Genomic DNA, 13,901 nt, shown 5'->3' with positions numbered 1-13,901 from the left:
ATATAGAGAATCTGAAATAAATAATTGCTAAAAATATTTGCAATTTGAAAATTTTATGTTATATTTGTGTAGAAGAAATTTGAACACAAAACCAGCCATCATGAAAAATCAAATATTTAGAACGGTCAAAGAGTGGTTGCTAGATTACGAGTTTACCATCACTCTGGAAGATGAGGCTCAGAGAATCTTAATCATTGAAAAAGAATCCAACGGGATAAAAAATATGATCCTTATTATATCAGACTCTATTCTGATCATGGAACAGTTTCTTTTCGAAATCAAAAACCCTTCCGAACATACCTTCCGAAAACTGCTGCAGAAAAACAGAGATATTGTTCACGGAGCATTTGTACTGGATGGTACAGGCCGAAGAGTCATTTTCAGAGATACATTACCTACCGATAATATGGCACAGAACGAAGTGATGGCGTCTATTAATTCACTGGGAATCCTGGTAGGAGAGTTTACCAACGAAATGCTTGAAATGAGTAAGTAATTCACAAAAGATATTTAAAATGAACATTTTTAAAAGATTATTAACAATTGGAAAAGCAGAGATCCATTCTGTGATCGAAAGCTTTGAAGACCCCATTAATGCAACGGAACAGGGAATCCGCGAAATGAAAGAACAGCTGGGAAAAAGCATCGAGGCTCTTGCACAGCTGAAGGCTCTTACGATCCGTAAAAAGAACGAGGCGGAAGCGGAAGAGCAGATTGCAAAAGACTATTACAACAAAGCCATTGTCATTGTGCAGAAAGCAGAAAAAGGGGAGGTGGACACCGCCGAAGCTGACCGTCTTGCCAAAGAAGCCCTGAAAAGACAGACTTCTTCACAGGAAAAATCCCTTGAACTACAGAAAGAGCACGAAAAACTCCATGCAGAATGCGAAAAAATGCAGGGAAATATCAATCACCTGAAATCAAGTATCGCCAAATGGGAAAATGAACTGAAAACCCTGAAAGCAAGAGTGCAGGTGAGCGAAGCCACTAAAGACATCAACCAGAAAATGACCCAGATGGATACCGGAAGTACTGTAAGCATGCTCGAAAAACTAAAAGACAGAGTAGTACAGCAGGAAGCACTTGCCGACGCCTATGCCGATCTGTCAAAATCAGGAAAAACGATTGATGAAGAAATTGATGCCATTGTCAATAATAAAGATACCGAAGCTGAAGAAGCTTTAAACAGATTAAAAGAAACACTTAAAAAAGGCTAATCTATGACCTTTCAGGAATTTTTAAATATAGCATTTTCTCCGGTGAATACGGTGCTGACAGTCTTACTTGGGCTTTCAGTGATCTATTGGCTGTTTACCATAATTACAGGGCTGGATATTGATATAGGAATCCATTCTGATGTGGATATTGATGCTGATGCCGATGTGGATGTCCCGGACGGTCATTTCCATCCTTCAGATCACGACCCTTCCGCCTGGATGCACTTTTTGAAATTTCTGAATCTGGATATTGTTCCGGTGACGTATTTCCTCACATTGTCATTACTGGTTACTTGGCTGGGATCATTTTACCTGAACTATTTCTTTACCCTTCCTACCTGGGCCGGAATAGTAGCCATATTTCCTTTAATGATCGGAGGAATGCTGATTACTAAAGTCGTTTTAGAGCCGCTCAATCCCTTTTTTAATGAGATCAATCATAAAGGAGAAGCTCCCTATGCCTTTCTGGGAAGAGAAGGCCGTCTGAAATCAAGCATTCAGGATGATAAAATAGGAATGATGGAAGTCTTTATCGGAAGCGATCCTATGACGCTGATGGTGAGGAGTAAAGACGGAAGCAGGCTGGAACACGGAACCCATGTCATGATTGTAGACGAGGAACCGGACAAAAGAATATATTACGTACAAAGATCAATGAGATACTAAAAAACAAGACTAATAACCATGTTAACTCTTTTCTTGATCATGATGAATTATATCCTGGAGATGATTCTCCGATATTTTTAAAACAAAAAACACATTCACATATAAACTATAAACTTATAAAACTATGAACTTACCTTTAATTGCTGGGATTATTATTGTTGCGGTAGCATCAATCGGATTGGTTTTCTGGATTTTATCGATGTATAAAAAAACTGTTCAGGGAATTGTTATTTTAAGAACTGGTTACGGAGGTACAAAAGTCTTCTTCAACGCAGGTATTGTTATTCCTATCATCCATCGCATGGAATCTATGGATATTTCCGTAAAAAAACTGGAAATTTCAAGAGAAGGAAGAGCCGGCCTGATCTGTAAAGACAATATGAGAGCAGATATTCAGGTAGCTTTCTTTATCCGCGTCAACAAATCGGTAGATGATATTGTCAATGTAGGACAGACGATCGGATGCCAGAGAGCTTCAGATGCACAGACCTTAAGAGAACTTTTTGAAGCCAAATTCTCAGAAGCCCTTAAAACCGTAGGAAAGAAATTTGACTTTACAGAACTATACGAAGCAAGAAGTGAATTCCGCCAGGAAATCCTTGACATCATCGGAACAGACCTGAACGGATATGTTTTGGATGACTGTGCCATCGATTATCTTGAGCAGACTTCTATTGACAAGTTAGATAAAGATAATATCCTTGACTCTGAGGGGATTAAGAAAATTACAGAACTTACTGCTACACAGAATATTAAAGCTAATCAGGTGCGTCGTGATGAAGAAAAAACAATTACGAAGCAGAACGTAGAAGCTCGTGAAGCGATCCTGGAGCTGGAAAAACAATTGGCTGAAAAAGAAGAATCTCAGAAAAGAGAAGTGGCCAATATCAAGGCCCGCGAAAATGCCGAAATCTTAAAAGTAGAAGAAGAGGAGCGTCTGAGATATGAAACCGTACGTATTGCTACAGAAGAAAAACTACAGATTGCAGAAGAAAATAAACTTCGTCAGGTAGTGATTGCGGCTAAAAATAAAGAGCGTGCTGATCTGGTAGAAACAGAAAGAGTATTGAAAGATAAAGCCCTTGAAGCTACAGAAAGAGAAAGAATTGTTTCCCTTGCTCAGATCGAAAAAGAGAAAGCAATAGAACTAGAGAAGAAAAGTATTCAGGATGCGATCCGTGAGCGTCTGACCATGGAGAAAACAGTAGTGGAAGAGCAGCAGGGAATCAAAGATCTTGAAGCATTCAAAACAGCAGAAAGAAACAAGCAGGTGGAAATCACCGTAGCCACTCAGGAAGCAGAGAAAAAACTGATCGAAGAAACCAAAGCCGCAGAAGCACGTAAGCTAGCCGCAGAAAAAGATGCTCAGAAATATGTGATCGAAGCACAGGCGAAAAGAGATGCTGCAGAAAAAGAAGCAGAAGCACGTAAGATCATCGCTGATGCAAAAGCGAAAGAAGAAGCAACAGTAGGATTATCCGAAGCTCAGGTAATGCATGCAAAAGCAGATGCGGCAGAAAGACAAGGTATTGTAGAAGCCGTAGTAATTGAGAAAAAAGCAGATGCTACCAAGAAAGAAGGAATTGCACAGGCTGAAGTGATCAAAGAAAAAGCATTGGCAGAAGCTGCAGGAATCACTGAAAAAGCAGAAGCGATGAAAAAACTGAATGATGCCGGAAAAGACCACGAAGAATTCCGTCTTCAGCTGGCGAAAGAAAAAGATGTGGAACTGGCTCAGATCGCTATTCAGAAAGATATTGCAGAAGCACAGTCAATGGTACTGGCAGAAGCCTTTAAAACAGCAAAAATTGACATCGTAGGGGGCGACAATACATTCTTTGACAATGTGATCCGTCAGGTTTCTGCAGGAAAAGGGCTGGATAAATTCGTAAGCCACAGTGAAAATGCACAGATGGTAAGAGAAAACCTTTTAGGAGACGGTGAGAATATCATTGGAAAAGTAATGGGAATGGTAGATAAATATAAAATCTCTTCAGATGACATCAAAAATATGAGCATCGCTTCCCTGATCTTCAAGCTGAACGGCGTTGCCAACAAGCAGGAAAAAGGGATTCTGGAAAGAGCTCTGGACATGGCCAGACACCTTGGAGTAGAAAATAAACCGGTCAATAATAACCACGTTTAAACCACGTATTGGGATTCCATTGAGTGGGTGTTAAAACGTGATACCTGACCAATAACAGGCGGCTGTAAATGCTGCCGGTAAACCTTATGGGTTTCAAAAGCCTATAAGGTTTATATCCAATACAAAACTGCACTGTTTTTTTAAAGTATCACAAGTTGTTACACCAGGACCTGCTGTCAGACAGCAGTAATGAAACCTAAACCGAAACTATGTCAGAACAACTTAATTCAGGAACCTACGAAATTATTCAGAACCGTCTGAATGAGCAGAAAAATGACCTTATTCAAAGACTTCAGCAGCTTAATGAGAGCCGTAAAAATATATTCGGAGGCGTAGACTTTTCCCTTATCGCCAATGAAAGAATTTCAACAAATCACAGCTGTATTGCCAAGGATATTTATTCTTTGGGAGATCACCTGATCTTTGGGTCCAATGCTCATTTAGGCTTACAGACTGAAATCAATATTTCGGATGTTTTCTCAATATATAAAATCAATCAGAACCGATTTGAACCTCAGGATTATAACCTGATCAATGATGAGGTTTTCATCGATGAATTCAAAAACCTGTATAAATATTACAGAAATACTTTTTTTGCCAGATTTACCTTTACGGAGAACTATCTTTATATGGTTTTCCAGCTTTCTGAAAGTACTACAGACATCAAAGCATTCAAATGGCTTATTAAAGAAAATCAGCTGATCTATGTAGATTCAAGAAGTGCATCAGAAACGTCGTATCCTCAGCAACATGGTTTTGTCTGGACAAAAGCCACGAGAGATATGCAGAGATCGGGGAAGCATCCCCATGTCTCTTTGGCAGATAAAGTTTTTGTAGAAAGTATTGGTGGTGATATTACCATCAAAGTAGAAGACAATACCGATACGGGAAAAGGGATCTATTCCGAAGATGTGATCCACAAAGATCAGAATCTGGATGATGCAGAGATCCATTTCTGTGATCTGGATAATCTTGTTTTGTTCAAAATAAAACCTTACCAGGAAACAGAACGTTACTTTATTTACAATCATAAAGAAAAAACCGTTTCCAGGGCAGATGCTCTTAAATATTCAGGATTGTTACTTCCTGAAAATCAAGGTGTATTGTTTTCCAACGGATATGCACTTCAGACCGGAGGTTTGAAAGTGATCTCTCAGGATCAGAACCGGCTATACTATCTTAAGACAATTATAGAACCGAACGGAGAGAACTTTTTATACGTTTTCTATGATGATAAAACGAACAACTATCAGTTGATTTCCTACAACATCATTACCCAGACAATAGAAACTCCGATCCGTTGCAGTGGATTTACTTTCTTACATGATGGAAAGCTCATCTATCTTCGTGAAAGCATAGAAACTACAAAAAATCATCTTGCCCAGATCTGGCAGACTCCTTTTTCCAAAGAGCTGCTTCCCAATGCTGAGAAAGCAGACAGTTTAATTTACAAAATTGGGAATAAGGATATTGTGAGAGTAATGGCAGAAAGCCAGGAGCTGATTACCCTTCTCAATAAAAAAGACTCTTACAGCGGCCTTTATAATGATATTGTAAAACTTTCCACATTCATTCTCGATACCTACTACTTCCTTGGAGAAGCCGAAGTTCAGAAACTGGACCAGCCGCTGAAGGAGATCCGGGGAATTGCCCATTCTGCGATCAATGAATATGAAAAGGTAGTAGAACAGAGGAAAAATACAGAAGAAGCGCTGGAAAAAATAAAGCATTCCTGTGATAAAATCCTTGATGATACCAAAAGACTTCATTATTCCCAGCTTACGGAATATATCGATGCCCTTTCGCAGATTAGAGCTTTAAGAGGAGAAGTTACTGGAGCCAGAGAGCTTAAATATGCAGATACAGCTCTATTGGATTCACTGGAAAAATCCTTAGCAGACCGCTATACTGAACTTTCAAGCGCCTGTGTTGATTTTCTTCTTCAGGAAGGTGCGTTGTTGCCTTATGAAGAGAAGGCTCAGAAAATATCAGAAGACATTATAGCCCTGCAAAAAGCGGTAGACGCAAAAATCATAGACGAAAATATCAATATCTTATCTGGTCAGCTGGAATTGTTGGTAGATATTGTCAACAATTTAAAAATAGAAGATACTTCCCAGTCTACCCAGATCATTGAAAATATCTCACTGATCTTTGCCCGCCTGAACCAGGAAAGATTAGAACTTAGCAAAAGGAAGAGAGAGATTTCAGGAAAGGAACTTGCTTCAGACTTTCAGGCACAGATCACTTTATTTGATCAGTCTGTTATCAATTTTCTGGAACTTTCCCAAACGCCGGAGAAATGTGATGAATACCTGACCAAGCTTTCCATTCAGTTGGAGGAAATGGAGACCAAATTTATCGATTTCGAAGAATTTATCCAGCAGATAGGAACCAAAAGAGAAGAAGTTTACGGACATTTTCAGAACAAAAGGGTACAGCTTACCGAATCAAGAAATAAAAGAACACAGAATCTTTTTGATGCGGCCCGGAGAATTCTGAAATCCGTACAGACCAAAGCAGAATCCTTTGACTCTGAAAATGAAATCAACGGCTATTTTGCAGCAGACCTGATGGTGGAAAAGGTAAGAGATCTTGCCAGACAGCTTGCAGAATTGGAAGATTCAGCAAAATCGGAAGAGATTCAAACACTGTTAAAAACATCTCAGCAGGAAGCGGTAAGAAAGCTTAAAGATAAAAAAGAGATCTATGCAGATGGAGAAAGCGTTATTGCCCTGGGAGACTATAAGTTTGCGGTCAATCAGCAGAAACTGGATCTTACGCTGGTACTGAGAAATGCTCAATATTATTATCACCTTACCGGAACGAGCTTTTATGAGCCGCTGAATTTCAATACGGCTGATGAATTCAAAGAAGTCTGGAATCAGGAATTCGTTTCCGAAAACAGCCATGTCAAAAGATTTGAATACCTGGCCTGGAACGTATTCTCTGCCCATAAGGACATTGCAGCAGAGCAACAAAATGAGCTGGCTGTACAGCAGTTTACTGCAGAACATTTCGGAGAAGGATTGGTAAAAGGAATTCACGATAAAGATGCACAGAATATTGTGACCAGACTGCAGCAAATACATAATGAGCTTGGACTGATGAGGTTCACCGCTCAGGAAAGAGCATTGGCTCAGCTGTTCTGGTTTTTCCTTCAAAAAGAAAGAAAAGACTATTACAACAGACAGTTTGAGGCAGCAGCTATCATCTCTCAGTCTTTTACAGTGAAGCAGGGATTTGAGTATTTAAGAAGAGAGCTGGCAGAAGAAATGAAAACTTTTGCATCAACCCATAACATTCTTAAAGAAACAGATTGTATCAACGCTGCACTGTACCTGAAACAGGAAGACAAAGAAAACTTCCTGATCTCAGAAAAAGCAGGGGCTTTGTATGAATTATTTCTGAAAGAGCTGAAAGAAAAAGGCAAAGATCTTGAATTTATGGCCCAGATCCAGGCGATGTATCAGTATCCTTCGGCATGTTATTATATTGCAGAAAGTGCGTTACAGGCCTTTGATCCACAGGCGGAGAAGAATATCATACAGGAAACGGCCGGATTTATCATCACCCAGAAGTTTGATCCGAAAAATATCAAACGTATTTCTTATGAAGTCACCATTAAAGAACTGAAATCTCTTGAAAAAGATACAGACTACAATCTGAATTATTTTGAATTTGTATCCCGTCTGAGCCATTTCAATACAGTGACCGTCCCAAAATATAAACACCTTCAGGAATTGAAATTCAGTTGGGTAGATGAAAAAAAGAAAGCATTGAAACTGGATACCTTCCAGCCACAGGTGCTGAGTTCTTTTGTCAGAAATAAGCTGATCAACGATGTTTATTTTCCTCTGATCGGGGCCAACCTTGCCAAACAGCTGGGAACAGTAGGTACAGATAAGAGAACAGACAGAATGGGAATGCTTCTTCTGGTTTCTCCTCCGGGATACGGAAAAACTACCCTGATGGAATACATGGCAGAACGCATGGGCTTGGTTTTCATGAAGATCAACGGCCCGTCTTTAGGCTATGATATTGTTTCCACAGATCCTGCAGAAGCGAAAAATGCCGGAGCAAGACAGGAACTTGAAAAACTGAACCTTGCCCTGGAAATGGGAGATAATGTAATGTTGTACCTCGACGACATCCAGCACTGCAACCCCGAGTTTTTACAGAAGTTTATATCACTGGCCGACGGACAGAGGAAAATAGAAGGAATTTACAACGGCGAAAGCAAAACCTATGATCTCCGTTCCAAAAGATTCTGTCTGGTAATGGCCGGAAACCCATATACGGAAAACGGAGAGAAATTTAAAATTCCGGATATGCTGGCCAACCGCTCAGACACATACAATCTGGGAGAAATTTCAGGGTCTAAGACAGATCTTTTCGACTTGAGCCTTATAGAAAATGCTTTAATGTCTAATGAATATCTGACCAGACTGACCCAGCCGGGAATGGATAATCTTTACGAACTTTACGATTGTGTAATAACAGATAATCCTGCTGATAACCTGAAAGGAAACTTCAGTTCCAATGAAATATCAGACTTCAGAGCAGTGCTGAAAAACACCATTATGGTGAGAAATATGGTTCTTAAAGTAAATAAAGAATATATTGCTTCTGCAGCGATGTCTGATGATTACCGAAATGAGCCGCCATTCAAGCTTCAGGGATCATACCGTAATATGAATAAGCTTATTGCACAGATCCAACCTATTCTGAAAAAAGATGAGGTCACTCAACTTGTCCTGAATCATTATCAGAATGAATCCCAGACTTTGACAACCGGAGCAGAAGCCAATATGCTGAAGCTGAAAGAGCTGATCGGAACCATTTCAAATGACGAAACAGAACGTTGGGAAGAAATCAAAAAAACGTTTGTAAAAAATAAAACGATAAAAGGCCTGGGAGAGAACGATAGAATGTCTCAGATTGTAGCATTGCTTGCCCAGTTCGGAGACGGATTGGAAGGCATTAAAGAAGCTTTGAAAAAAGTGGAGTAATACACAAAAAATCTTTTAAAGATCTTCAACCCGGGCAGTTTCGAATAGAAACTGCCCGGGTTTTATATACATATGCTGCGATAGAATTAAATCCTGTTCTATCTACTACGAATAAAAGAAAAAATTCGTGTATTCGTGGCAAAAAAACTCTCACAAAACTCTCACTTTCCTTGGCCATTAAAGCTATACAATATATATAGTCCTTTGCATTTTTCAGCCAATCCATGGCAATAGTGGGCTTCATATTAAAAATTATTTAAAATCTGTACCCATGATATTCTATTCTTCTGTATCTGTATCCAAAGATCAAGACTCCATAATTTTGTTAAGCAAGAAGAACACATATGGAAACAATCATTCAACATCAGGAACAGATTCAATATGCTGAAGTCTATATTTCAGACTTATTGATGCTGAAAAATATTTTTTTGCAGACGCAGTTTGCCGGGTCCGTAAACCCAAGTTTCGGGCTTCCTTTCCTTTTGGCAAAAAAGAAAAACGGGATCATTGCATTTGCCAGCCTTATTCTTCATGAAAACGACAAAATCTCTTTCCGTGTATATCATAAAAAAGAAATGTCGGAAGCTGAGAAAAAAAACTTTATTTCCCGTGTTGAAAGTTATTTTAAAAAGAATAATACCTCCAATTTCCGCAATGCTGAACAGTTGAAAATCAATATCAGCAATATGGTAGATTGGCTGAATTTTTAATAAAACAGAGAGAAAATTGTACATTTACTTAAAACCGGAATCCGATGTCTAAAGATGTTCTGTACCTTAAAATAGCCAATTCCGTCACGGAGCAGATCAAAAGTGAAACGCTGCAGTTCGGCGAGAGGCTGCCTTCTCTGAGAAGTGCCCAGAAACTCTATAATGTAAGCCTGAATACCGTAAAGCAGGCCTATATGGAACTGGAAAGCCGTTCTCTGGTAGAGTCACGGCCCAAATACGGATATTATGTAAGCCAGACTTCCCAGCGGAAACTGGCATTGCCTTCTGTGGCTCAAATGAAACTGTCGGAAAAGAAAAATACCCCGCAGGATCTCATTGATAAAGTATTCGGAACCATTGAAGGAACGGATATTACCCAATTTGCTTTGGGAATTCCGGGGAAAAGTCTTCTTCCGGTAGCCAAGATGAAGAAATGTATGATTGACGTAATGAAGCGGAAGAGTGATAGCGGAACCAATTATGAGCCGGTACAGGGAAACGAAGCGCTCCGCCGTGAAATTGCCAAATGGTCTATTGTAATGGAGGGAAAAATTACAGAAGATGATCTGGTGATTACTTCCGGTGCCATGAATGCCGTTTATAATTGTTTAATGGCAGTTACCCAGCCCGGTGATTCCGTAGCGGTAGAAAGTCCTGTGTATTTCGGGATGCTTCAGGCAATTCAGCTGTTGGGATTAAAAGCAGTGGAAATTCCTACCCATCCTATTTACGGAGTAGATCTGGATGCCTTAAAGAAAGTATTGCCGAAACTTTCCGCATGCTGTTTTGTAACGAATTTTAATAATCCGCTGGGTTTCCAGATGCCGGATGAAAATAAAAAAGAACTGGTAAGGCTTATCACAGAATACAATGTTCCTCTGATTGAAGATGATGTGTATGGGAATATTTATTTTGGAGCAGAAAGACCTAAACCTTGTAAATATTATGATGAAGCTGATCTTGTGATGTGGGCAGGTTCTGTTTCAAAAACACTGGCTCCCGGATTCAGGGTGGGCTGGGTGGCTCCCGGGAAATTTAAAGATAAGATCATTCGTCAGAAACTCGTTCAGACAGTGAGTGGCCCTTCTTTATTTTCAGATGTGATTGCCGATTTCCTGGCGCATGGACGATACGATCATCACCTGAGAATGTTCCGAAAGAAACTGTATGCGAATTATCTTCAGATCCAGAAAGCAGTGAATCAGTATTTTCCTGATAATACCAAAGTTTCTGAGCCTAAAGGTGGGTTTATGCTTTGGCTGGAGCTGGATAAAAGAATCTGTACGGAAGGTCTCTATGATGCAGCACTGGAGCAGAAAGTAAATTTTGCCCCCGGAAGAATGTTTTCACAATATAACCAGTACCAGAACTGCTTGCGGCTGAACTATGCCCTGGAATGGACAGACCGTGTGGAAAGTGATCTTGAAAAACTGGGCAAACTGATTAAAAACAGAATATAACAAAACCTTATAACAATGAATGATACTAAAGATGAAGTAAAAATAGTGACGTATGAGCCTCAGTATAAAGATGCTTTTAAAACTTTAAATGAAGAATGGATCAAAACATTCTTTGTGATGGAAGAGAGCGATTATAAAATGCTGGATCATCCTGAAGAAGAGATTTTGGAGAAAGGCGGGCATATTGTTTTTGCCATACTGAATGGTGAAGCTGTGGGAACATGCGCTTTAATGAAATCAGAACATGAACCTTTCGTATATGAACTGGCAAAAATGGCCGTAAGTCCCAAAGCACAGGGAAAGAAGATTGGGTATCTGCTGGGTACGACACTGGTGAATATGGCAAAAGACCTGAAAGCCGATAAAATAGTTCTGGAAACCAACTCAGCATTGGGTCCGGCTATAAAACTCTATGAAAAGCTGGGCTTCAGACATATTCCTATTACAGATGCCGGGTATGACCGGGTAGATGTGCAGATGCAGCTGGATCTCAATCCATAAGCATAAAAAAGATATTAGAACTTGGACAGAAAATCCTCGTTCTAATATCAAAAAATTAAATCTAATTGCTTTACTGTTTTATCTCTTGATAAAAGTCTTCGTCAGAGACTTTTTGCTTCCATTGATTTTAAGGAAATAGATTCCGGCTGGAAGGCTTTCAATATTGAATTTTTCATCATACTGACCATTTGAAGATTTCAAATGATATGTTGAAATAAGACCTCCTTTTGTATCAATAATATCAATACTGATCACTTTATCTTCAGACTTATACTGAATGCCAATGTTGGTAGATGCAGGGTTGGGATATAATTTAAAATCATTAGAGATTGCCTTTATTTCTTTTGCGGCCAATGTTTCATTAGTACACGCGGGAATTCTGTTTACCCCGTCTATTCCCCATGAAGACTGTACCGGAATACAAAGCCAGTTCAATACGGTAGGGAAGTGATCTGTTTCCCGTGTTGTGGAGGTATAATCATAAATTTTGAAATTATTCGTTGTATTTGCATTATAAGTGGGATTTCCTGTAATATTCATATTGTTGGCATTAGGCCCTGAATCTGCCAGGATATTTCCGGATGTTTCATTACATTTCCAGTTCGCCAATAGCTGAGAATAATAAGGATGTGATGGGGTAATATCCTGGTTGGCCCAGTTTGCAATTACATCATTAGGAAGTGCAGATTTCCATATTCTGACATCTTTATAAGACGCAGCCAGGTTGACTCCATACGTATTCGTTCCATCCTGATTCAAGGTCAAAGGAAATCCGGAGTCAATATTTCCGATACTGTTCATTTTTGCAAAAGTTACCGGAACTCCATCTTCATACAGCGTTACAAGACCGTCTCTGTCGAAGCTGGCGGCGATATGTTTCCATTTATTGGTTTCTGCTTTTCCACCTGTAAGGTCTATTCTGTTGGTTCCGTCGCCAATATTCATTTTGAAGGTTTGCCCGGAATATCCTGAGAAGATAATTCCTTTATTTTTTCCGTTGGCCCAGTTTTTATTACCAAGCATTACAGGATCGCTGGTATAGGAAGCATTGGGTTTTACCCAAAATTCAATGGTAAAATCCTGGTTGGCTCCGAAATTAAAAGGAGTTTGATCAGCTGGCTTTGCATACGTCCCTGACGGAAAATTTAACTGATTAAATGTTTTGTTGGCTTCCAGCAACGTTTTACTGATTTGCTGAGGACTAAACCCGGGATTGGAGTAGATGGTAAAAATATTTCTTTCCGAAAGCGCTCCGCCACCATGTGAGGTTTCCACCGCTCCGTGATCTGTTGTCAATACCACCAGCCAGTCTTCATTGTTGTAGGTGGGTCTGTTTTTCATGGCTGCAACGATTTCTCCGATAAAAGAATCTGTGGTCTGAATTGAAGAAACATATTGTGGAACACTTGAAGAGAAACCATAAGAATGACCTGCATGATCTACGTCATCAAAGTCTACAAAAAGAATATCAGGATTATCGTTCTGTAAAGCATTTACAGCAGCATTTTTCACAGCGAGATCCGTTGCCAGATTGGTTTTTACGTCTGCATTCTGAATAATTTTATCATTGATTGGGCCCCAATGGGCAAGGGAAATGGTTCTTAAGCCCGGATTAAAGGTTTCTGCCCGCGTTAGAAAATCCGGATAATTGACATAGTTCGGATTGGTAAAATTGTTGTCCTGAACATTGTGCTTGGTATGCCATACGCCGGTAAGCATCGTGCTCCAGCCGTTTCCGCTCCAGGTCGTTGCAGCGCAAAGCCCGTCAAGAGAATAAATAGACTGATTGATGAGGCCCTGAATGTTTGGAGTAGGAGCAGACATCATTACATCAGCACGGCATCCGTCAATACCGATAAATAAAACTTTTTTGGTCTGAGCTCCGAGGAAACAACTCATTACAACAGCCATTGAGAATAGTTTTGCTTTCATGGGAAAATGGGTTTTGAAAAAGAAAAATTTACAAATAGTAATTTATTTTTTAATTATTGTAAAATTAGTTTACTATTTGTAAACATTTATGAACGTAAGATTAATTAATTGATAATTAAAAAGTTCATATAAAAAGAGAATCGTAAAACCTCAAAAATCACAAAAGCTTAAAATACTTTTAAAACTTTAAATAAAGGACGGATCAAAACATTCCAATCCATAAGCATAAAAAAAGATATTAGAACTTGGACAGAAAA

Annotated in this window: 9 protein-coding genes; 8 read left to right on the top strand and 1 reads right to left on the bottom strand. The window is 39.4% G+C overall.

The features are described from left to right. Positions 1-100: 100 nt before the first annotated feature. From AC106K_RS20865 to AC106K_RS20830, 8 genes are all read left to right on the top strand, one after another. Positions 101-496, top strand: coding sequence for a YbjN domain-containing protein (locus tag AC106K_RS20865; protein ID WP_482447373.1), 396 nt, complete (start codon positions 101-103; stop codon positions 494-496). Positions 497-515: 19 nt separating this feature from the next. After that, positions 516-1,217, top strand: a complete 702-nt coding sequence (locus tag AC106K_RS20860) for a PspA/IM30 family protein (RefSeq protein WP_482447372.1) — start codon at positions 516-518, stop codon at positions 1,215-1,217. Positions 1,218-1,220: 3 nt separating this feature from the next. Further along, positions 1,221-1,883: a hypothetical protein gene (locus AC106K_RS20855; RefSeq protein ID WP_482447371.1), complete on the top strand. Its 663-nt coding sequence runs from the start codon at positions 1,221-1,223 to the stop codon at positions 1,881-1,883. Between the two features lie 124 nt (positions 1,884-2,007). Continuing rightward, the gene (locus AC106K_RS20850) at positions 2,008-4,029 is read left to right on the top strand and encodes a flotillin family protein (protein ID WP_482447370.1); all 2,022 of its coding nucleotides are present in this window, start codon (positions 2,008-2,010) and stop codon (positions 4,027-4,029) included. Positions 4,030-4,238: 209 nt separating this feature from the next. Beyond that, complete coding sequence (locus AC106K_RS20845) at positions 4,239-9,041, top strand: DNA repair ATPase (protein ID WP_482447369.1); 4,803 nt, start codon at positions 4,239-4,241, stop codon at positions 9,039-9,041. A 344-nt stretch (positions 9,042-9,385) separates the two neighbouring features. Then, positions 9,386-9,751, top strand: coding sequence for a hypothetical protein (locus AC106K_RS20840; RefSeq protein WP_482447368.1), 366 nt, complete (start codon positions 9,386-9,388; stop codon positions 9,749-9,751). 44 nt (positions 9,752-9,795) lie between these two features. After that, positions 9,796-11,211 (top strand): aminotransferase-like domain-containing protein, encoded by a 1,416-nt coding sequence (locus AC106K_RS20835; protein WP_482447367.1) that lies wholly within the window; start codon positions 9,796-9,798, stop codon positions 11,209-11,211. 15 nt (positions 11,212-11,226) lie between these two features. Beyond that, positions 11,227-11,712 carry a GNAT family N-acetyltransferase gene (locus AC106K_RS20830; RefSeq protein WP_482447366.1) on the top strand — a complete coding sequence of 162 codons (486 nt, stop codon included), beginning with the start codon at positions 11,227-11,229 and terminating at the stop codon, positions 11,710-11,712. A 78-nt stretch (positions 11,713-11,790) separates the two neighbouring features. Here AC106K_RS20830 and AC106K_RS20825 read toward each other — a convergent pair whose 3' ends face one another. Continuing rightward, a complete protein-coding gene (locus AC106K_RS20825) occupies positions 11,791-13,644 on the bottom strand; it encodes an alkaline phosphatase family protein (protein WP_482447365.1) in 1,854 nt (617 codons plus the stop codon). Positions 13,645-13,901: the final 257 nt, after the last annotated feature.

Source organism: Chryseobacterium sp. FR048 (genome assembly GCF_056844665.1).
Note: the sequence above shows the minus strand (reverse complement) of the source record. Positions and strands in the feature narration are given on the sequence as shown.